The organism is Arthrobacter sp. Ha26 (assembly GCF_059091705.1).
Window position 1 is genome coordinate 48,502 of sequence record NZ_JBNHGX010000008.1, and the last position, 21,009, is coordinate 69,510.

General features: G+C 66.1%; 19 protein-coding genes and 2 tRNA genes. 19 read left to right on the plus strand and 2 right to left on the minus strand.

Going from position 1 to position 21,009, the window contains the following annotated elements; translation table 11 throughout:
• Positions 1–24 precede the first annotated feature (24 nt).
• From rsfS to mctP, 5 genes are all read left to right on the plus strand, one after another.
• On the plus strand, positions 25–426 hold the full coding sequence (gene rsfS / locus AC5RVY_RS17045) for a ribosome silencing factor (RefSeq protein ID WP_493955882.1): 402 nt from the start codon (positions 25–27) through the stop codon (positions 424–426).
• A 115-nt stretch (positions 427–541) separates the two neighbouring features.
• A tRNA-Ala gene (locus tag AC5RVY_RS17050) sits at positions 542–617 on the plus strand.
• A 215-nt stretch (positions 618–832) separates the two neighbouring features.
• Positions 833–905, plus strand: a tRNA-Ala gene (locus tag AC5RVY_RS17055).
• Positions 906–1,101: 196 nt separating this feature from the next.
• Complete coding sequence (locus AC5RVY_RS17060; RefSeq protein WP_493955883.1) at positions 1,102–1,491, plus strand: DUF3311 domain-containing protein; 390 nt, start codon at positions 1,102–1,104, stop codon at positions 1,489–1,491.
• Positions 1,488–3,161 (plus strand): monocarboxylate uptake permease MctP, encoded by a 1,674-nt coding sequence (mctP, locus tag AC5RVY_RS17065; protein WP_493955884.1) that lies wholly within the window; start codon positions 1,488–1,490, stop codon positions 3,159–3,161. Before AC5RVY_RS17060 ends, mctP begins: the two co-directional genes overlap by 4 nt.
• A gap of 73 nt (positions 3,162–3,234) precedes the next feature.
• Here mctP and AC5RVY_RS17070 read toward each other — a convergent pair whose 3' ends face one another.
• The gene (locus AC5RVY_RS17070) at positions 3,235–4,596 is read right to left on the minus strand and encodes a class I SAM-dependent methyltransferase (RefSeq protein ID WP_493955885.1); all 1,362 of its coding nucleotides are present in this window, start codon (positions 4,594–4,596) and stop codon (positions 3,235–3,237) included.
• Between the two features lie 68 nt (positions 4,597–4,664).
• Here AC5RVY_RS17070 and AC5RVY_RS17075 point away from each other — a divergent pair, with 68 nt between their 5' ends.
• From AC5RVY_RS17075 to AC5RVY_RS17100, 6 genes are all read left to right on the plus strand, one after another.
• Positions 4,665–5,747, plus strand: a complete 1,083-nt coding sequence (locus tag AC5RVY_RS17075) for an FAD-dependent oxidoreductase (RefSeq protein WP_493955886.1) — start codon at positions 4,665–4,667, stop codon at positions 5,745–5,747.
• 53 nt (positions 5,748–5,800) lie between these two features.
• Positions 5,801–6,952: a class I SAM-dependent methyltransferase gene (locus AC5RVY_RS17080; protein ID WP_493955887.1), complete on the plus strand. Its 1,152-nt coding sequence runs from the start codon at positions 5,801–5,803 to the stop codon at positions 6,950–6,952.
• 165 nt (positions 6,953–7,117) lie between these two features.
• Positions 7,118–8,320, plus strand: coding sequence for an ROK family transcriptional regulator (locus tag AC5RVY_RS17085; RefSeq protein WP_493956036.1), 1,203 nt, complete (start codon positions 7,118–7,120; stop codon positions 8,318–8,320).
• Positions 8,321–8,430: 110 nt separating this feature from the next.
• Entirely contained in the window at positions 8,431–9,783 is a 1,353-nt protein-coding gene (locus AC5RVY_RS17090; RefSeq protein WP_493955888.1) for an extracellular solute-binding protein, read from the plus strand.
• Between the two features lie 3 nt (positions 9,784–9,786).
• Positions 9,787–10,668, plus strand: a complete 882-nt coding sequence (locus AC5RVY_RS17095; RefSeq protein ID WP_493955889.1) for a carbohydrate ABC transporter permease — start codon at positions 9,787–9,789, stop codon at positions 10,666–10,668.
• Positions 10,669–10,757: 89 nt separating this feature from the next.
• Entirely contained in the window at positions 10,758–11,546 is a 789-nt protein-coding gene (locus AC5RVY_RS17100) for a carbohydrate ABC transporter permease (protein WP_493956037.1), read from the plus strand.
• Between the two features lie 61 nt (positions 11,547–11,607).
• Here AC5RVY_RS17100 and AC5RVY_RS17105 read toward each other — a convergent pair whose 3' ends face one another.
• Complete coding sequence (locus AC5RVY_RS17105) at positions 11,608–11,811, minus strand: hypothetical protein (protein WP_104045183.1); 204 nt, start codon at positions 11,809–11,811, stop codon at positions 11,608–11,610.
• Positions 11,812–11,952: 141 nt separating this feature from the next.
• Between AC5RVY_RS17105 and AC5RVY_RS17110 the strand changes: the two genes are divergently transcribed.
• The 8 genes from AC5RVY_RS17110 (at position 11,953) to metE (ending at position 20,993) form a co-directional block, all read left to right on the plus strand.
• Positions 11,953–12,960: an AAA family ATPase gene (locus tag AC5RVY_RS17110; protein ID WP_493955890.1), complete on the plus strand. Its 1,008-nt coding sequence runs from the start codon at positions 11,953–11,955 to the stop codon at positions 12,958–12,960.
• 7 nt (positions 12,961–12,967) lie between these two features.
• Complete coding sequence (locus AC5RVY_RS17115; RefSeq protein WP_493955891.1) at positions 12,968–13,840, plus strand: DUF58 domain-containing protein; 873 nt, start codon at positions 12,968–12,970, stop codon at positions 13,838–13,840.
• The gene (locus AC5RVY_RS17120) at positions 13,830–14,297 is read left to right on the plus strand and encodes a hypothetical protein (protein WP_493955892.1); all 468 of its coding nucleotides are present in this window, start codon (positions 13,830–13,832) and stop codon (positions 14,295–14,297) included. Before AC5RVY_RS17115 ends, AC5RVY_RS17120 begins: the two co-directional genes overlap by 11 nt.
• Complete coding sequence (locus AC5RVY_RS17125) at positions 14,288–15,334, plus strand: vWA domain-containing protein (protein ID WP_493955893.1); 1,047 nt, start codon at positions 14,288–14,290, stop codon at positions 15,332–15,334. The genes AC5RVY_RS17120 and AC5RVY_RS17125 overlap by 10 nt, the downstream gene beginning before the upstream one ends.
• Positions 15,331–16,377 (plus strand): vWA domain-containing protein, encoded by a 1,047-nt coding sequence (locus AC5RVY_RS17130; RefSeq protein ID WP_493955894.1) that lies wholly within the window; start codon positions 15,331–15,333, stop codon positions 16,375–16,377. The genes AC5RVY_RS17125 and AC5RVY_RS17130 overlap by 4 nt, the downstream gene beginning before the upstream one ends.
• Positions 16,374–17,267: a hypothetical protein gene (locus AC5RVY_RS17135; protein ID WP_493955895.1), complete on the plus strand. Its 894-nt coding sequence runs from the start codon at positions 16,374–16,376 to the stop codon at positions 17,265–17,267. The genes AC5RVY_RS17130 and AC5RVY_RS17135 overlap by 4 nt, the downstream gene beginning before the upstream one ends.
• 350 nt (positions 17,268–17,617) lie before the next feature.
• Positions 17,618–18,583, plus strand: coding sequence for a methylenetetrahydrofolate reductase (locus AC5RVY_RS17140; protein ID WP_493955896.1), 966 nt, complete (start codon positions 17,618–17,620; stop codon positions 18,581–18,583).
• A 79-nt stretch (positions 18,584–18,662) separates the two neighbouring features.
• Complete coding sequence (gene metE, locus AC5RVY_RS17145; RefSeq protein ID WP_493955897.1) at positions 18,663–20,993, plus strand: 5-methyltetrahydropteroyltriglutamate--homocysteine S-methyltransferase; 2,331 nt, start codon at positions 18,663–18,665, stop codon at positions 20,991–20,993.
• Positions 20,994–21,009: the final 16 nt, after the last annotated feature.

Here is a 21,009-nt window from a genome sequence, read left to right on the forward strand (position 1 = left end):
CGCTTTAAACCAACAAGGAGTCCCGTGACTGCATCAGAATCATCCGTCATCACAGCCCGTACCGCCGCCAAAGCGGCCGCGGACAAAATAGCCCAGGACATTGTGGCCCTGGATGTGAGCGAACGTCTTGCCCTGGCGGACGTTTTCCTCATTGCTTCAGCGCCCAGCGAGCGGCAGGTCAACGCCATCGTGGACGGCATCGAGGAAGAACTCGCCAAGCAGGATCTGCGGCCGGTGCGCCGCGAAGGCCGTTCCGGCGGACGCTGGGTCCTGCTGGACTACTCGGACATCGTCATCCATGTCCAGCACGAAGAAGACCGCGTCTTCTATGCCCTGGAACGCCTGTGGAAGGACTGCCCGGTAGTGGACCTGCAACTCGGTGACGACACCTCGGCAAAGGCTCCCGCCGCTTCCGACGCGGAGTAACGGCAGGGGATCAGGCGGAATATGCCCGATTTGGAATTTTCGGAATTGCTGTTCTAAGATATTTGAGTTGCTCCGGGGGAACCCGGAAGAAAAGCTCTTAGGGCAGCAATAATTCGGGGCTGTGGCGCAGCTGGTAGCGCACCTGCATGGCATGCAGGGGGTCAGGGGTTCGAGTCCCCTCAGCTCCACCAACAATCCGCTGGAATCAATGATTCCAGCGGATTTTCTGGTTTATGCCGTATCACTTCCGGCGTCCCTTCCAGTGGGCAAACGGCAGTCCCAGGACGCCAAAGCCAAGGACGGCGGGGGTGATTGCAGGGTAAACGGCGCCGATTGGCGCGCCGGACAAAAGTGCATTAAGCTGATCAGGTTGCTTCGGCGGGACACCGCAAAGCAATGCAGTCCGGGGGCTGTGGCGCAGCTGGTAGCGCACCTGCATGGCATGCAGGGGGTCAGGGGTTCGAGTCCCCTCAGCTCCACCGTAAAAGGGAACCATCACCTGTGATGGTTCCCTTTTTGCTGTTTGTGCACACATTGGTTTCCCGAGGACACTATCCCTCTTTTCGGGCAGGTCAAACAGGGGTAAAACTGGTGGTGTAGGACTCATTTGTCCCGCTGACCTGCCGCTATATCCGAAACCGGAAGGCACGGGACGGGTTGACGAGGAGGTCCCTGATGTCCCAATCAGATCGTCCCGGCCACGGCCCCTACGATTCATCTTCTTCGCCCGGTGCACGCCTGAGCCGCGACTCAGCCGTCCGGGGTCCGGCACGCCCGGCTCCCTACGTGGCCGCCGGCATCCTGCTGGCGGCGGCAATCCTCTTCCCGCTGATGCCGCAGACGTATTCCTTTGATGCCCCGCGCCTGGCCGGGCTGCCGTTCTTTTACTGGTACCAGCTGCTCTGGGTGCCGATTTCGGCGTGTATGACCGGTGCAGCCTATTGGCTTGTCACCAAAGAGGACCGACGACGGCGGGCAGCCACCCGTACGGGCGGGCCGCCGGAGACAGGTCCCGCCCCGGGCAGCGCGTCCACGGGCACACGGGACGGGGGTGACCGGCGGTGAACGGCCGTGAAGTGAACTGGACGGCGCTGATCATTGTAGTGCTGCTTTTTGTTGCCGTAGCCATCATGGGCTTTCTCGCCTCAAGATGGCGCCGGAACACCGAAGAAGGCCTGCATAGCCTGGATGAATGGGGCCTGGGCGGGCGGGGCTTCGGGACGTGGATCACCTGGTTCCTGCTGGGCGGCGACCTCTACACGGCCTACACGTTCGTAGCAGTGCCCGCGGCAATGTGGGCCACCGGGGCTGTCACCGGGTTCTTCGCCGTGCCCTACACGATTGTCCTGTACCCCATCATCTTCATCATCATGAGCCGGCTGTGGTCGGTCTCCCACCGGCACGGGTATGTGACGTCCGCCGATTTCGTGGGCGGACGCTACGGCAGCAGATGGCTGTCCCTCGCGGTTGCCGTCACCGGGATCGTGGCCACGATGCCGTACATCGCGCTCCAGCTGGTGGGTATCAAGGCAGTGCTCACAGTTCTCGGCCTGGGCAGCTCGGAGAACGTCCTCCTGACGGACCTGCCACTGATCCTGGCGTTCGTCGTCCTGGCCGCCTACACCTATACCTCAGGCCTGCGCGCCCCGGCGATGATCGCAGTGGTCAAGGACCTGCTCATCTACCTGTCCGTCATCGTGGCGGTCATCTACCTGCCCATCAAGTTCGGCGGCTGGGACACGATCTTCGGCGCAGCTGAGGCCAAGCTGGGAACAGTCAACCAGGCCACGGGAAGGCCGGCGGGAGTCTTCATCCCCGCTGAGGCCAACTATTCTGCCTACTGGTCCCTCGCGCTGGGTTCAGCCATGGCCCTTTTTATGTACCCCCACTCGGTGACAGCGGTGCTCGCCTCGAAGGCGCGGAACACCATCCGCCGCAATGCGGCCATCCTCCCGCTGTACTCGCTGATGCTCGGGTTCCTCGCGCTGCTGGGGTTCGTCGCCATCCAGGCCGGCACCAAACCGATAGACCTTGACGGTTCCGTCAACCCCCAGCTCGTGGTCCCTCAGCTGTTCCTGGACCACTTCCCGGCCTGGTTCGCCGGAATCGCGCTGGCCGCCATCGCCATCGGGGCGCTGGTGCCCGCCGCCATCATGTCCATCGCGGCTGCCAACATGTTCACCCGCAACATCTACCGGGATTTCATCCGGCCGGAGGCGGATCCCAAGACCGAGGCGAAGGTTTCCAAGATCGTCTCGCTCGTGGTGAAGGTGGGCGCGCTGATCTTCGTGATCGCCATGGACCAGTCAACCGCAATCAACATGCAACTCTTGGGCGGCATCTGGATCCTGCAGACGTTCCCGGCCGTCGTGGCGGGCCTGTACACACGGTGGTTCGACCGCTGGGCCCTGCTGATCGGCTGGGCCGCGGGCATCATCTTTGGCACCATTTCGGCCTACAACGTCATCAACCCCGTCACCCACGCCCACTTCGGCGGCTCGGTTGCCCCCGTCCCGGGAACCAACTTCAGCGTCTACATCGCCGTGTCGGCGTTTGCACTCAACCTGATAGTCGCCGCCGTCCTGACCGTGGTGATGCGGGCCCTCAAGGTCCCGACGGGTGCGGACACCACCCGCCCCTCCGACTACGCCGCGGACGAAACCGATCCGAAAGTCGTGGAGATCGAGCGGACGCAAAAGTTCGTGGAGCCCGGCGGACCATCCCCTGTGGCCTAACGGGCAGACGAACCCGGCGCCCGGCCAAATCCCGCGCGCTGGGCGCGCGCCCGGCAAGAGTCCGGGTGCCGGGTCAGAGCCATTGTGTCCGGCGCAGCGGAGGCGGGTCTCCGCCCGGCCGCTGGACCAGGATCTGGTTGACTCCGGTCAGTCCATTTTCAAATCCGAGGGCACTGGATGCCATGTAGAGCCGCCACACCCGGGCGCGGCCCAGGCTGGTCAGCGCTACCGCCCCGTCCCAGTGTTCCTCCAGCCTGCTGACCCACGCCCGCAGAGTGAGGGCGTAATGCCGGCGCAGGGCCTCGACGTCCAGGATCTCGAAGCCTGCGGATTCCAGGGCGGTTGCCATTTCGCCCAGGCTGACCATTTCGCCGTCGGGAAAAACGTAGCGGGGGATGAAAGAATCAGGATCGGGGTCGGTGGGGCCGGCGTTCCAGGAAATGGCATGGTTCAACAGCCGGCCACCGGGACCCAGCAGGTTGAACAACGCGGACGTGTACCTGGGCATCTCCGCGCGGCCCACGTGCTCTGACATCCCAATGGAGCTGATGGCATCAAAGGGCCCGTCCTGGACATCCCGGTAATCCTGCACCCGGATGTCCACCCTCTCCGTGAGGCCGGCGTCCGCTGCCCGCTTGCGTGCCAGGACGGCCTGCTCATTGGAAAGCGTCACGCCCACCACAGTAACGCCGTACTTGCCGGCAGCATGCAGCGCGAAGCTGCCCCAGCCGCAGCCGACGTCCAGCACCCGCATCCCCGGCTTGAGTCCCAGCTTGCGGCACACCAGGTCCAGTTTGGCTTCCTGTGCGGCGTCCAAACCACCAGCCAGGCGGTCACCTGCCGGCTCCTGTCCTTCCGCCGGCTCCGGCAGCGCCGCTGCCGCCCCTGCCGCTTCGGGAAGTGTATCTTCCGGCCAGACAGCGCAGGAATACACCATGGAGGGCCCCAGCACCAGGGAGTAGAAATCGTTGCCCACGTCGTAATGGTGTGAGATGGCGGCCGAATCACGGCGCCGCGAATGGATGCGGCCTTTCTTCTCCACCCGCGCTTCCTCGGGCGGGGGAGCGGGGTTCGGGCCAAACGCTCCCAGCCTCACCGCGGTGCGGAACAGCGTCCAGAGCTCACCGGCGGTGAGCGGCTTGAACGGTCCCGGTTCGGCAAACTTGCCGGCCGAACTGAGCGCAGTGAAGGCGGCGAAGATATCACCGTGGGCATCAATGTCACCGGAAACGTAGGCGCGGCTGAGGCCAAGCTGGCCGGGCGACCACAGGATGCGCCGCAAAGCCCGGCGGGAACGGAATTCCAGCACGGGCGCCCCTTCCGGTCCCGCCTCGGAACCGTCCCACGCCCGGAGCCGGAGCGGGATGTCTTCGGTGCCCAGCACAATGGCCAGGGCTTTCGCGAGCCGATGTGCATTTCCTTTTTTGGTGGTCATGGCCGTCCTCCCTTGCGTCCTTGGGCCAACACTAAAGGAGGGACACCCTGCGCGACTATCATGGGTGGGTGAATTCTCCCCGCGTCGACGTTGTTGTTATTGGCGCAGGCCAGGCCGGTCTTTCGGCTGCATATCACCTCCAGCGGCGGGGGCTGGACTTCACAGTGCTCGACGCCGAAGAAGGTCCGGGCGGTGCGTGGCGGCACCGGTGGAAGAGCCTCCGGATGGCTACCGTCAACGGCATCAGCGATCTTCCCGGTATTGCCAAGCCCGCCGTGGACCCCAGGGAACCCAGCTCGGAGTTCCTCACTCGCTATTTCCGGGACTATGAGAAAGAACTGGGCCTGCGCGTCCGGCGTCCGGTCAAGGTTCGGTCCGTCAGCCGTGAAGACGATGACCCTGCCGGGAGGCTGCTGGTCAGCACCTCGGGCGGGGAATGGAGCGCCGCGGCCTTGATCAATGCCACCGGCACCTGGACCAGGCCCTTCTGGCCGATCTATCCGGGGCAGACGACGTTCCGCGGCAGGCAGCTGCACGTGGCCGATTACGTCTCAGCCGAAGAGTTTGCGGGCAAGCACGTCATTGTGGTGGGCGGCGGTATATCCGCCGTCGGCCTCCTGGACGAAATCTCCCTCGTAACCACCACCAGCTGGTTTACCCGGCGGGAACCGGTATGGCGGGACGCGGAGTTTGATGCCAAGGCCGGGCACGATGCCGTGGCGCTGGTCGAGGAGCGGGTGCGCCAAGGCCTGCCGCCGCAAAGCGTTGTGTCCGTGACAGGCCTGATCTGGACGCCGTCCCTTCGGGCGGCGGCGGCACGGGGTGCCCTCAACCGGAAGCCGATGTTCACTTCCATTGAGCCCGACGGCGTCCGGCTGGCGGACGGCGGCCACCAGCCCGCGGAGGTGATTTTGTGGGCCACCGGCTTCCGGGCCGAACTCGAACACCTCGCCCCGCTGCACCTCAGGGGGCCAGGCGGCGGCATCGTGATGGACGGAACGCAGGTGGCCGATGAGCCGCGCGTCCATCTGGTGGGCTACGGCCCGTCGTCGTCCACCATCGGCGCGAACCGGGCCGGACGCGCCGCCGTGGCGGCCATTGCGAAACTTCCCGGAATCCGGCCCGCTGCCGGCACGGTAAATTGGGGCTGACCCTCCGGAGCCCGGACGGCACTTTGCAAACAGGAGAAGGCGGCAGGAACCAGGTGGCAGCAGAGAGCCTCGACGACGTCCTCCCCAAGCTGCGCCGCAGGCCGGACGTGGAAGCACCCAACCTGCAGGCCTGGGACGTGACCGACCGCCTGCTGCTGGAAGCTGCAGCTGAACGGATGCAGCCGGGAAACGGCCTGACGGTGATCGGCGACCGCTACGGCGCGCTGACCCTTGGTGCGCTGGCTGTGCTGGATCCCGGAACCGTGCGGGTGCATCAGGACCTCATCACCGGGGAGCAGGCGTTGCGCCTTAACACGGCGGAGGTGTTCGGCATCGATGCCGCCGAAGCCGGCTTCCGGCAGCTGCCCCTCAGCCCCGAACTGTTCGAAGGTGCCGGCCTGGTTCTGCTGCAACTGCCCAAGACCCTTGCCGAACTGGACCAGATCGCCGAGGCTGCGGCGCGGCACGCCCCGCCCGGGGTGCTCCTCCTCGCCGGCGGCCGGGTCAAGCACATGTCCCTGGGAATGAACGCGGTCCTGGAACGGCACTTCAGTTCCGTTACGCCTCAGCTGGCAAGGCAGAAATCGCGCATCATCGTGGCCAGCGGTCCGCGCGTGACAGACGGTCCCGAGCCTTTTCCCGTCGTCGAACACCTCTCCGAAATTGATCTCAACGTTGCCGCGCACGGAGCGGTTTTCGCCGGCCCGCGGCTGGACATCGGCACCCGGTTCCTGCTGACGTTCCTGCCCTCCATGCGCCCGGCCCGGCACGTCATCGACCTGGGCTGCGGCACCGGCATCCTCGCCGCCATGTACGCCAGGCAACACCCGGGGTCAACCGTGACCGCCACGGACCAGTCAGCCGCGGCAGTGACATCCGCCCTCGCCACGGCAGCCGCCAACGGACTCGAAAGCCAGGTCCGCGTACTGCAGGACGACGCCATGGCCACACTTGCCGACCGCAGCGCCGAGGTGATCCTCTTGAATCCGCCGTTTCACGTAGGTGCCGGTGTCCACGCAGGAGCAGGCCTGAAGCTCATCGAAGCCGCAGGCCGGGTACTGGCTCCCGGCGGTGAACTCTGGACCGTCTTCAACCGCCATCTGGTCTACCTCCCGGCCCTCGAACGCCATGTCGGCCCAACGGTTGTAAGGGGCAGCAACCCCAAATTTCTGGTGACCTTGAGCACCCGCCGCAGTGTCCGGTAAAGGTATCCACAAGGTATGCGCCGCCACGGTCCCGGCCTATGGGTCTGTGCCCACGCGTAACGTACGATTCAAGCAGCACCACAACTACGTGGCCCAAGATCTTTAGGGGATACCGTGACTGAGATCCGCCAATCCTCACCGAGGCGCGGCACCAACCTGCCCAGGATGGGTGACTTCAACCTCACGGTGATCCTCGACGCCATCCGCCGGTCTTCCGGCGGCCTGAGCAGGGTGGAACTGGCACAGATCGTGGGGCTCTCGCCGCAAACCATCTCGAACATTTCGCGCCGCCTCCTGGACCAGAACCTCATTGTCGAGGCCGGCAAGGAAGGCAGCGGCCCCGGGAAGCCCCGGACCATCCTCCGCCTCAATCCCCACGGGATGTTCGCCGTCGGCGTCCACCTGGACCCCGCCGTGACCACGTTCGTGGTGCTGGACCTGGTGGGTGCCGTGGTGCAGCACTCCAGCATCACGACACCCGGCGGCAACGATCCGTCGGCGGTCATTTCCACCATCGCCGCCGAAATCGCCGAACTGGTGGAGAACTCCGGGGTGGACAGGGACAGGATCGCCGGCCTTGGCGTGGCGGCCCCCGGCCCCATTGACCTGGACAACGGAACCGTGGTGGACCCGCCGCTGCTTCCGGGTTGGGACCGGGTGGAACTGCGCACTGCGCTGTCCGAGGCCACCGGGTACTCCGTCCTGATGGACAAGGACGTCACCAGCGCTGCCGTTGCGGAAACCTGGGCCGGCGGTCCCAGCGGAGCAGGCAGCTTCATTTTTATGTACATGGGCACCGGCATCGGCTGCGGGATCGTCCTCAACGACGAAGTGGTGCGCGGAACGTCCGGGAACGCCGGCGAAATCGGCCACATCGTGGTGGACCCCGACGGCCCGCCGTGTGACTGCGGGCTGCGCGGCTGCGTCAAATCCTCCTGCATCCCCCAGGTGCTGGTGGCCGAGGCCGAGGCCGCCGGCATCCTGGACAGTTCCCGGTCCGGCAACAGCGGCGCCGAGATACAGCAAAGTTTCTCCCGCCTGTGCGAGCTCGCAGATTCCGGTAACGAACAGGCGCTGGCTATCATCGACAAATCCGCGGTGCTGGTGGCCCGTGCCGTGTCGGTGGTCACCAATACCCTGGACGTGGAGCGGGTGGTTTTTGGCGGGCCCTTCTGGAGTGGCCTGGCCGAGCGCTACCTGGAGAAAGTGCCGCCGCTGCTGGACGCCAAGAGCGACACGCGGCTGATCCATCCCATCGAGGTAGTGGGCACCGGGGTGGGCGAGGACGTGGGCGCCATCGGTGCGGCCTCCCTGGTCCTGGAACACACACTGGCGCCGCGCGCCCAGAGGCTGCTCCTGGAGAGTTAGGGGGCGGCCTCCCCTTGCCCGGGGCAAGGACACCCATCTAGCATTTGCGTATTGCCGCGGTTGGGGCCCGCTGACAACGGGGTCCGCCGCCTTCGATCGAATGGAGCACCATGCGAGGCCCGGCCCTGAAGAGCGTGTCACTGATTGCCGCCGCACTGTTTATCCTCACGGCGTGTACGCCGGCATCGCCCCAGGACGGATCCAAGACCCTGAAGGTGGTCTATCAGAAAACCGATTCCTTCACCGCGCTGGAGAGCACGTTCCAGGCAGCCAAGAAGGAATTTGAGGCGGCCAACCAAGGGGTCACCGTTGAACTGCAGCCCATTCAAGGCAACGACGATGACTACGGCACCAAGCTGGCCCTCGCCTTGAGGAGTCCGTCCACCGCGCCGGACATCTTCTACGAGGACACCTTCAAGGTCCGCTCCGACGTCGACGCCGGCTACCTCCTGAAGCTGGACAGCCACCTGCAGGGCTGGGCGGACTGGGAAAAGTTCGACGACGGCGCCAAGGCAGCAGGGCGCGCGGACGACGGCGGAACGTACGCAGTGCCGCTGGGCACCGATACTCGGGCCATCTGGTACAACAAAAAGGTCTTCGAGGCCGCCGGGGTCAGCCTCCCGTGGCAGCCGCGCACCTGGCAGGACATCCTGGACACCGCGCGGAAGATCAAGGCGGACAACCCCTCGGTGGTGCCCTTCAATATGTACGCCGGAAAAGCCACTGGCGAGGGAACCGTGATGCAGGGCTTCTACGAACTGCTCTACGGAACCGGCTCCACCCTCTATGACGAGGAAGCAAAGAAGTGGGTGGTGGGTTCTGCAGGTTTCAAGGATTCACTGGGCTTCCTCAAAACGCTCTACGATGAGGGACTGGCGGTGACACCTGCAGAGGCCCTCGACGCGAACGTCTGGAAAAAGGTATTCGGCGAGTGGTTCCCCCAAGGGAAACTGGGGGCCACCGTGGAAGGTTCCTATGCGCCGTCGTTCTGGCAGGACGGCGGCAGCTACGAATGGCCCGGTTACGCGCAGGACATGGGGGTTGCCCCGTTCCCCACGCAGGACGGCGGGGCGCCCGGAGCCGTGAGCATGTCCGGTGGCTGGACGCTGGCCGTCGGCGCCGGGACCAAGGAACCGGACCTGGCCTTTAAGTTCTTGACCGCGGCAATGAACCGGGACAACTCCCTGAAGTTCACGCTGGACAGCTCCCAGATCGCGGTCAGGAGCGACGTCGCGGAGGACTCCGGCTACCAGGCGGCCAACCCGTTCGTGAAGGACGTCTCCGCGCTCGTATCCGTCACCCGCTACCGTCCGGCCACCTCCGACTACCCCCGCATCTCGGCGGCGGTCCAGGAGGCAACAGAGGCCGTGATCACCGGGGCCAAGTCGCCGGAGCAAGCGTCCGCCGACTATGACGCAGCCGTGACGGAGATCGTGGGCGGCGACAAGACCGTCCGGAAGTAAGCGGTGCCGGCCCGAATCGGGGGACGCGGGCTGCTGCGCTACCTGCCCGTCCTGCCTGCCCTCCTGCTGCTGCTTGTTTTCCTCGCCGGACCCGTATTCTGGGCCTTCCAGGCTTCCTTCACCAACATCGGGCTGACGGGCCGGAACGCCCGCAACCCCGGGTGGGTGGGGCTGGAGAATTACCAGCGGCTGCTGCTGGACCCGGTGTTTCCCCTCTCGCTGGGGCTCACCGTGCTGTTCGTGGCAGGTTCTGCTGTCCTGGGCCAGAACCTGCTGGGGCTGGCCCTGGCCGTGCTGATGCGGCGCGCACGCCGGGCCGTGTCCGCCGCGGTCGGCACCGCAGTGGTGGCGGCCTGGGTGCTTCCCGAGATAGTGGCGGCCTTTGCCGCCTACGCATACTTCAGCCGTGACGGGACGCTGAACCAGCTGCTGAGCGGACTGGGGATGGCCCAGCCGGACTGGCTCTATTCGTGGCCCATGGCGGCGGTGGTGCTGGCCAACATCTGGCGGGGCACGGCCTTTTCCATGCTGGTGTACCGCGCCGCCCTGAATGACATTCCGGTTGAAGTGGCAGAAGCGGCCCACATGGACGGCGCGGGCGGCTGGCAGCGGCTGGCCTTCATTACGCTGCCCATGATCCACCGGAGCATCGCCACCAACCTGATGCTCATCACACTGCAGACGCTCGCCGTTTTCACGCTGATTTGGGTGATGACCGCCGGCGGCCCGGCCAACGCCAGCACCACCCTCCCGGTCCTGGCCTACCAGGAAGCCTTCAAATTCGGTGACATCGGCTATGGCACCGCGGTGGCCTCAGTGCTGCTGCTGATCGGAGCGGTGTTCGGTGTCGGCTACATCCGGCTGCTGAGGGAGGGGAGGCGTTGACGGCTCAGGCACGGGCATCCGCGGTGGCAGCCTCCCATCCGTCCAACCCTCCCGGCAGGCCCAGGTTCTCCCGCAGCAGCCCAGCGGACATGGCGCTGCTGGTGCTGGGCACGTGCTTTGTGCTGCCGCTGCTCTGGCTTGTCCTGGCTTCCCTTGACGCTGAGGCAGGCCATGAGACAAGGGTTCCCGCCGCTGTCACCCTGGATAACTTCGCGGCCGTAATGACACCCGGGTTGCTGCTGCAGCCGCTGTGGAACAGCCTGCTCCTCTCCGCCGGGACGGCCGCCGTCACGCTCGTGGCGGCGGTGCTTGCGGCGTACCCGCTGTCCCGCTACCGGTCCCGCTTCAACACGCCGTTTATGTACGCGTTGCTTCTCTGCACCTGCCTGCCCATCACGGCCATCATGGTGCCGGTCTACGGACTGTTCGTGCAGCTGGAACTGCTGGATTCCATGCCGGCCACGATCCTGTTCATGGCCGCCACCGGGCTGCCGATGGCCATCTGGATGACAAGGAACTTCATGGACGCGGTGCCGGTGTCCCTTGAGGAGGCGGCCTGGGTGGACGGCGCATCCAGGATGACGGCGCTGCGCACCATTGTCCTGCCGCTGATGCGCCAGGGCCTCGGCGTCGTGTTCATTTTTGTGTTCATCCAGGCCTGGGGAAACTTCTTCGTCCCGTTTGTGCTGCTCCTGTCCGAGGCGAAGCAGCCCGCGGCGGTGTCCATCTTCAGCTTCTTTGGCCAGCACGGGGCAGTTGCCTACGGCCAGTTGGCCGCGTTCTCCATCCTGTACTCGCTGCCGGTGCTGGCCCTGTACGTCATTGTGGCCAGGGGTGCGGGCAGTTCATTTGCGATGTCGGGCGCGGTCAGGGGCTGAACTCCCGGTGGCAGGGAAAGGCTTGCAGGCAGGAAGCACGGGCCGCCCGCCTGCACTCCTGCTAGTCGATGTCCTCCAGGACAACACCGTAGGGGATGCTGTCGTCAAGATGTGCCTGGTGGCCGGTTGAGCCGGGATTGTAGACAACCCGGACCCCATGGAGCTTGTCCGCTGCTGACTGCTGCAGGACAGGCTTGACGGTGCTGATGAACATCTCGCTTTTATCGGCGAGAAACTCCTTGTAACTGGCTGGAAGCTCGCTCATGTCAAAAGAATAGACCTGCGAAGGCCCGGTGGGGAGGGGTCCCCATTGCAGGAACCGGCGGGCCGGTCTTGGATAGGATGGCCGCGGAAATGCGGTCCGGCAGGAACGCCTGCCCAACCACAGCGACCAGGGGGAATTGCAGTGCTTCAAACCAGCTCGCCGGCAAGGATCGGGCCCGCCGAGCTGGCACGGGCGCAACAGGTGGCGGCCGGCATCTCCAGGAGCTTCGACGCGAAGATGGTGGGGCAGTCCCGGCTGCGGGAATCGCTGTTGGTGGGCCTGCTCACAGGCGGCCACATCCTCCTGGAGAGCGTTCCCGGCCTGGCCAAGACCACTGCCGCCCAGACCGTCGCGGAGGCCATCAGCGCCGATTTCCGGCGCATCCAGTGCACACCGGACCTGCTGCCCAGCGACATCGTGGGGACGCAGATCTACGATTCCCACAAAGGAACCTTCGTCACGCAGCTGGGCCCGGTCCACGCCAACATCGTGCTCCTGGATGAAATCAACCGCTCCAGCGCCAAGACCCAGAGCGCCATGCTGGAAGCCATGCAGGAGCGGCAGACATCCATCGGCGGCCAGGAGTACCGGCTGCCGTCTCCGTTCCTGGTCCTGGCCACCCAGAACCCGATTGAGCAGGAAGGCACGTACCGACTGCCGGAAGCCCAGATGGACCGCTTTATGCTCAAGGACGTCCTTGACTATCCCTCGCCCGCAGAGGAAGCCGAGATCATCCGCAGGATCGATGCCGGGATCTTCACCGGCGGGCAGAAACCGGCGGCTGCGGCGTCTCTGGACGCGGTGGCCCAGGTCCAGGACGTGGTGAAGCGGATTTACCTCGATCCCGCAGTGGTCAACTACATCGTGGGGCTGGTCTACGTCACCAGGAACGCCCAGGAGTACATCGATCCACGGCTTGCGGGCTTCATCGAGTTCGGTGCCAGCCCGCGGGCCAGCATCGCCTTCAGCCAGGCAGCCCGTGCAACGGCTCTGCTGCAGGGCCGGGACCATGTGATCCCGGAGGACGTGAAGTCGCTCGCCCACCGCGTCCTGCGGCACCGCCTCATCCTGAATTTTGAGGCTGTGGCTGAACAGGTGCCGGTGGAAACGGTGATCGACGCCGTGGTTGCCGCCGTCCAGACTCCGTGAGCCCGGAATGACCAGCCTCCTTCACCGGGTGAAGTCGACGATGGCCATCTTCGCGCACCGCAAGGCCCGCAGCCTGCTCGACGGCGAATACGGTTCCGTGTCCCGGGGACGGAGCCTGGATTTCGACGATCTCCGCGCCTACGTTCCGGGCGACGAGGTCCGCGACATCGACTGGAAGGCCACAGCCCGCCACGGCTCGCCGCTGATCAAACGGTATGTAGCTGTCCGGCGGCAGACGCTCCTGCTCATCACTGATACCGGCCGCAACATGGCGGCGGAAGCATGGGGCGGTGAGACCAAAAAGGATATTGCCGTCCTGGCCCTGGGAGTCATGGCATACCTCGCCCACCGGCACGGCGACTCAGTAGGCCTGGTCCATGGTGACGCGGGCCGGACCGCGTCCCTTCCGGCCAAGGGCGGTGAGCAACACCTCGAAACGATCTTGCGGCAGGTCCACAACGCTGCCTCCCTCGGGTCGGATGCCAGCCGGATCGAGGACCAGTTGGAGCACGTGGCCCGCACAGTCAAGGGCAGGTTCCTGCTGTTCGTCGTGGCGGACGACATCGCAGCCACCGCTGAGTTGGCCCGGCTGCTCCGCCGGCTGCGGGCGCAGCATGAGATTCTGTGGCTCACCGTCCGCGATGCGGAATTGACGGCGGAAGCCTCCTGGTACAGCGTGGATGATTCCAGACCGCTCGCAGGACACCTGGCAGGGTCACCGCGAGTGGCCAGCGCCTACGCCCGGGCAGTCAAGGACAGAGACGCCGGCCGCAAGGACATGCTGCGCCAGGCAGGGATCACCGAGGGGTCAGTGGCGCACAGCCGGGACGTCATGACGGAGCTATTCGCACTCCTGGAAAGGCACCGGCGTGCAGGCTGAGCCCGAATTCGTCGGCCCCCTGCGCTACAGCCCGCTCTGGACCTGGGCGGGGGCACTCCTGTTGCTGCTGGCAATAGCCTGGTACGTGTATGTCTTCACCAGCACCAGGGGCCCCCGCCCGAAGTCCGCTTCACTCCCGGCGCAGCTCACCGACCTGCCGGCACTCCAGGCGGCCTACCTTCAGCGCATCGATGACGTGGAGCGGGAGGCCGCTGCCGGGACAGTCAGTGCCCGTGCGGCCCATCAGGAGATCAGCCGGCTGCTGCGCCGCTTCGTCCGCGACGCCACCGGGGTGGATGCGCCGAGGATGACGCACGCGGACCTCGCGGAGCACCCCCTGCCCAGGGCAGCCGAGGCCATCGCCGCGCTGTATCCCGGCGAATTCGGGCCCGAACCGCTGCCCGCCGTGGCAGCCTCCGCCGTGACCGCCCGCGAGGTGGTGCGCTCGTGGAACTGACGTTCTGGTGGCTGATTCCGGTCGGTGCCGCAGCAGCGGCCCTCACCGTATCGGCGGCGTTGCACCCGCGCAGGAACAGCAACGCACGACGGCGGCTGGCAGCCCACACGGAAAGGCTCACCCAGCTGCCTGATTACCAGGCGGCATTGCGGCGGCACCGCCGCTGGCTGGCGGCAGCAGCGATCGGTTGCGGCACACTGCTGGCGTCGACGTTGCTGGCCGCCGCACGCCCGCTAGACATGGGAACCATCCGTCCGGAGCAGCATAACCGGGACATTGTCCTGTGCCTGGACGCCTCCGGGTCAATGAGCAGCGCAGACGCTGAGGTGGTGGAGGTCTTCGCCCGGCTGGCCGAAGACTTCAACGGGGAACGCATTGGCCTCACCATCTTTGACAGCACGGCCATCCAGGTCTTCCCCCTCACCGACGACTATGAATACGCCAGGGAACAGCTGTCCCTGGCGCGCGACGCCTTCAACGGGAAGCCCGGGACGTCGGGCTTCCTCGACGGGACCTGGAGTGGCCGCGGTTCATCGCTGATCGGGGACGGCCTTGCCTCCTGCCTCGCCAGCTTCCCGCCCGGCCGGGACCCGTCAGGCACCGCACAGTCAGGTGCCGATCAGTCGGGCACCGGCCAAGCGCGCAGCGGGCCGCGGCGCTCGCGGTCGGTGGTCCTTGCGACAGACAACTTTGTCTCCGGAGATCCGATCCTGACCCTGGCCCAGGCTGCCGCGGTGGCGAAGGAGCGGGAGGTGCGCCTATACGCCCTGAACCCTGGAGACCTGGACTATGGCGCCGACCCCAGCCAGCCCGGGGCCCAGCTGAGGGCGGCGGCCGAGGTCAGCGGGGGAGCCTATTACGCCCTGGACAGCCCGGAGGCAGTGCCCGGCATTGTGCGCGCCGTGCAGGAGACGGAGGCAACCGCCCTGCAGGGAGCGCCGCGGGCTGTGGTCACCGAGCGGCCGGAATTGCCGTTGGCCAGCGCATTGATAGCCGCACTCGTCCTTCTTCTGGCCAGCTGGCGGCTCCGGCCATGACGCTGCAGCCCATCCTGCCGTGGTGGCTCCTCCTGCCCGCCATCGCGGCCGCACTGGTTTTCCTGGGGTGGCGGATCTGGCTTGAGCGGAGCCGGCCGGGCGGCCGGGTGTGGGTCCAGCACAGCGTGCTGGTCATGCTCCTGGTGGCCGCGGCACTCCGGCCCGGCGTGCCCGGCGGCCCGGCCCCGGCGGCCGCTGCGGACCTCAACGTCTTTTTTGTAGTGGACACCACCAGCAGCATGGTGGCCGAGGACTACGGAAATGCTGCCCCACGCCTCGATGGCGTCCGGCAGGACATCATGGCGATTGCCGGGGAACTGACTGGGGCCCGGTTTTCGGTGATTACCTTCGACACCGAAGCCCACGTCAAGATGCCGCTGACTACCGATACAACCGCCCTGGAAACCATCACTTCCATCCTCCAGCCACAGGCCACGGCCTATGCCAAGGGCAGCAGCATTACCGCTGCCCGCGACGTTCTGGCCGAACGCCTGGCCGCTGCCAAAGACAGCCATCCGGGCCGGGCCCGGCTTGTCTTCTACCTGGGGGATGGCGAACAGACCAGCGGGAAGGAGCCGGCGCCGCTGAAGCTGGATGGGGGAACGGTGGCCGGGGGAGCGGTGCTCGGCTACGGAACTTCCGGCGGCGGACGCATGAAGGAAACCACCGGGCAGGAATCCTCCCAGGACGCCCCTTACATCCAGGACACCACCGGAAGCGCCGCCCGGGATGCTGTGTCCGTCATCGATGAGGGCAGGCTCCGGGAGATCGCCGCCCAACTCGGCGTGCCATATGTGCACCGGTCAGCGGGGGACCCCGTCCCGACCATGATGCAGCAGGCACGTCCCGGGGCACTGGAACGCGCAGCAGGCGATGGCATCCTCGGAGGCCGGATCGAGTTCTACTGGCTGTTCGCTGCCGGTGCCTTTGGTCTTGGCCTGGCCGGGATGCTGGCGATCATGCGGCAGCTGCGCGAACTGCCGCCGGCTGCCCGGCCACATCGGGAGGCAGGCAGCAGGCCGGTAAAGGAGAGGACCCGGTGACCGAAGCGAAGCCTGTCTACACCCGACCCGCCCCGGCCGATCCCGGCCCTGGCGAACCTCACATTGGCAAATCCGGCATTACTGCACCCGGCCTTGCAAAACCATGCAGCGCCAAACCCGGCAGCGCCAAACCCGTGCTTGCCACGTCCGGTGCTGCCCGTGGTGGTGCAAGGCTCAGGAGACGGCGGCTGCTGGTGTGGTCGGCACTGCCTGTCCTGCTGGTGCTGTGCCTGGCCGCCAAACTGCTTAGCCTGGACCCCCTGGCGCGGCACGCCGCCACCGCGTTCGCCGGCAAGGATACGGCCGCCGTCGGAAGGGCCGCTGCGGCGCTCCAAGCGGGGAACATCGTGGAGCGGCACAAGGCTCCGTTTGCAGCTGGTGACGCCGAGGCGCTTGCCGGAAACTTTGCCGCCGCACGGCTGCGCTTTCAGGAAGCCCTGGAACTCGCCCCCGTCGGCCATGCCGGCCTGCAGGATGCGTGCATCATCCGGCTGAACCTGGTCCTGGCCATTGAGCGGCTCGGTGACGAGAAGCTGCACGTGGAGGACCGCCCGTCCGCGGCTGCACTGTTTACTGAGGCTCTGGCGGTTGCCGCGGCGGCCCCGGACGGCTGCTTGTCCGAAGTAGCTGGTACCGAGGCCGGCGGAAAGCTGATCGAATCGGTGGGGCGGCTGAACGGGAAACTGGACGCCGCTACGGGCTCCTCTGCCGAACGGGGAGATGCGGCCCAGGACAGCGGGCCGGCGGAGCCGGAAGCCGGTTCTCCCGGCCTGGACCAGTTGGAACAGCTCGAGGAGAGCGCCCGGGAGTCGCAGCGCGAACGTAACACTGGACGGGAACGGGCTGACTACCTTGAAGGCAACGGCGACCGCCCGGACCGTCCGTGGTAGCGGGGGAGTCGGAACACGCGGAGGGGCTGCCGGCGAAGATTATTCTGCCGGCGTGTGAAACAAGGTGTAAGAATGCGTCTTAATTCGGAGCCCGACTTGAATGCTCCCGCGGGCGCTCCTAGAGTTCTATACAAGTTACCGCGGTAACGTGTCAGCGATCCTCCGTTGCGGAGGGTGTGGGTGCCCCCATGTGGGCCTGACATTTGCTCACGGACAACTTCATTCCAGGCGTAACAGTCGCGGCTGCGTCCTTGTGGAGTTCTTCCGTGTTCCCCAAACTCAATTCATTGCCGGCCTCCCGCCAATTTTCTGGCAGGGGAGCCCCCAATGGCCCAAAGCCAAGGATGCAAATGTCGCCACCAAGCCTTATTGACACACACCCAAACCTCTCCGACGCCGCCCCGGTGGCGCTTTCCTACGAGCTGTTCCCGCCCCGTTCGCCGGCAGCCGCGGAGACCCTCTGGACCACCATCCGGGAACTGGAGACCACCGAACCTGACTACGTCTCCGTTACCTACGGTGCCAGCGGCTCCAACCGGGACACCGCCGTCGAACTCATCAACCGGCTCCTGCTCGAAACCACCCTCCGGCCGCTGGCCCACCTGACCTGCGTGGGCAACACGCCGCAGGAACTGGCGGGAATCATCGGCGAACTCCTGGACACCGGCGTGCGGGGCATCCTCGCACTGCGCGGCGACCTCCCCAAGGACGGCGGCGAACCTGCGTCCGGGTCCCTGCGCTACGCCCAGGACCTGATCGAGCTCATCCGCCGGGTGGAGCAGCGCCGTTCGGCATTGCTCTGTGCGGGAAAGATCGCGGTAGGTGTGGCGGCATATCCCACCCGGCATCCGGAATCACCCAGTGAAGAGCACGACGTCGAAGTGCTGCTCGCCAAGCAGCGCTCCGGCGCGGACTTCGCTATCACCCAGGTGTTCTTCCGCGCCGCGGAGTACGTGGACCTCCTCACCAGGGCACGCCGTGCCGGTGTCACCATCCCCATCATTCCCGGTGTTATGCCCCTCACCAGCCTCCGCCGGCTCAAGCGGCTGGGCGAGCTGGCGGGCGTGGAGCCGGCACCCGAACTGATGGAACGCCTCGGCGCCGCGGACAATGAGATCGAACGCCTCCACATCGGCGTCGATGCCACCGTGGACCTGGCCAACGCGGCACTGGATGCGGGCGCACCGGGCATCCACATCTACACCTTCAATGAGCACCAGAGCGCACTGGAGGTGCTGGACAAGCTGGCACTTCCCCGGCATTCCCGTTCCGGCATCCGGCGGGACCCCGCCGCCCGGCGCCAGCTCGCCAGCTAAGCGCCTTCTGCGCCACAGCCCGAGAGGCTCCCGCTCGGAGCCCAAACTTTCAGACCCAGCTCCTACCTGAGGATTTTCCATGCCTAAAAACACCACGCCTTTCCCGTCCGCCTCACTGCTCGGCTACCCCCGCATCGGCCGCCGCCGCGAGCTCAAGAAAGCCGTCGAGGCCTACTGGGCCGGCAAGATCGACGCCGCCGCCCTGGACGCCGCCGCGAAGGACATCCAGCTGACCATCGCCCAGCGCCTGCAGGAGCTTGGCCTGACCGAAGCGGCCGCCGTGCCCGGCACCTTCTCCTACTACGACCAGGTCCTGGACACCACCGCGCACCTGGGTGCCGTTCCGGCCCGATTCGGCACGCTCCTGAACGCGGAGGGACAGCTGGACATTGACGGGTACTTCACGCTTGCCCGGGGCAACAAGGAGCAGCAGCCGCTGGAAATGACCAAGTGGTTCGACACCAACTACCACTACCTTGTGCCGGAGATCGGCCCGGAGACCGAATTCACCCTCGCCTCCACCGCCAAGGTTGACGAGTTCACTTTCGCCCTGGCCAACGGGATCGAGACGCGCCCGTACATCGTTGGTCCGGTCACCTACCTGCTGCTCTCCAAGGCATCGGATGACGCACCGGCCGCCTTTGCCCCGCTGTCCCGCCTCGAGGACATCCTGCCCGTCTACGTGCAGCTGCTCGAGAAGCTTGCAGCCGCCGGCGCCGGCTGGATCCAGCTCGACGAACCCGCCCTGGTGGTGGACCAGGACACCCCGGCCGGCGAAATCGAAGCAGCCGTGGCCCGCGCCTATGAGGTACTTGCCGCCGCGGCCAACCGCCCGCAGATCCTTGTTTCCACCCCCTACGGCTCGCTCGACGGCCAGCTCGGCACCCTCGCTGCCACCAACATCGATGCCCTGCACATCGACGTCTTCAAGGGCGCCGTTCCCTCTGCTGCGGCACTTGCAGGCCTGGGGAACAAGACGCTGGTTGCCGGCGTCGTTGATGGCCACAACATCTGGCGCAACGACCTCGCCGCATCCGCAGCCAAACTGGACGAGCTCAAGGCAGCTGCCGGCAAACTCGCCGTCTCCACCTCCACCTCCACCCAGCACGTCCCGCACGACGTCGCCGAGGAGAGCCAGCTCTCCGAGCAGCTCCGCATCTGGCTCGCCTTCTCGGACCAGAAGGCCGTGGAAGTCAAGACCCTCGCTTCCTACCTGGCTGATCCCGCCTCCGCCAAGGCAGCCATCGACGAAGCAACCGCCGTGATTGCCTCCCGTGCCACCGCCGAAGGCGTCCGCCGTGCCGACGTCCGTGCCCGCACCGAAGCCCTGACGCCGGCGGACTTCACCCGCTCCGTGTACTCGGTCCGCGAAGCCGCCCAGGAAGAGGCGTTGGACCTGCCGCCGCTGCCCACCACCACCATCGGCTCGTTCCCGCAGACCTCCGAGATCCGCTCGGCCCGCGCCCGCAACAACAAGGGCGACCTCACCGATGAGCAGTACGAAAAGCTCATGAAGGATGAGATCAAGCGTGTTGTGGACCTGCAGGAAGAGCTGGGCTACGACGTCCTGGTGCACGGCGAGCCCGAGCGCAACGACATGGTGCAGTACTTCGCGGAGAACCTCGAAGGCTTCGACGTCACCGTCCACGGCTGGGTCCAGTCCTACGGTTCGCGCTGCACCCGTCCGTCCATCCTGTGGGGTGACGTGACCCGCAGCGCGCCCATCACGGTGAAGTGGGCAGAGTACGCACAGTCGCTCACCAGCAAGCCGATGAAGGGCATGCTCACCGGTCCGGTCACCATCCTGGCCTGGTCCTTCGTCCGCGACGACCAGCCGCTGGGCGAGACCGCAAACCAGGTAGGCCTGGCCCTGCGTGACGAGATCGCAGACCTCGAAGCCGCCGGCATCAAGGTCATCCAGGTGGACGAGCCCGCCCTGCGCGAACTCCTCCCGCTGCGCAAGGCGGACCACGCCGACTACCTGAAGTGGTCCGTGGATTCCTTCCGCCTGGCAACCGCCGGGGCTGCCGACTCAACCCAGATCCACACCCACCTCTGCTACTCCGAGTTCGGTGTGATCATCGACGCGATCGACGGCCTGGACGCTGACGTGACCTCCATCGAGGCAGCCCGCTCCCGCATGGAGGTTGTGCACGACCTCGAGTCGCACGGCTTCGGCCGCGGCGTTGGCCCGGGTGTCTACGACATCCACTCGCCGCGCGTCCCCGGCACCGAAGAAGTCACCGAACTGCTCAGCACCGCGGTGAAGCACGTTCCGTCCCGCCAGCTCTGGGTCAACCCGGACTGCGGCCTGAAGACCCGCGGCTACACCGAGACCGAGGAATCCCTGCGGAACCTGGTCGAGGCCACCACATCGGTCCGCGCCGGACTGCTCGAAGCGGCCAAGTAAACAAAGCACGGGTTTG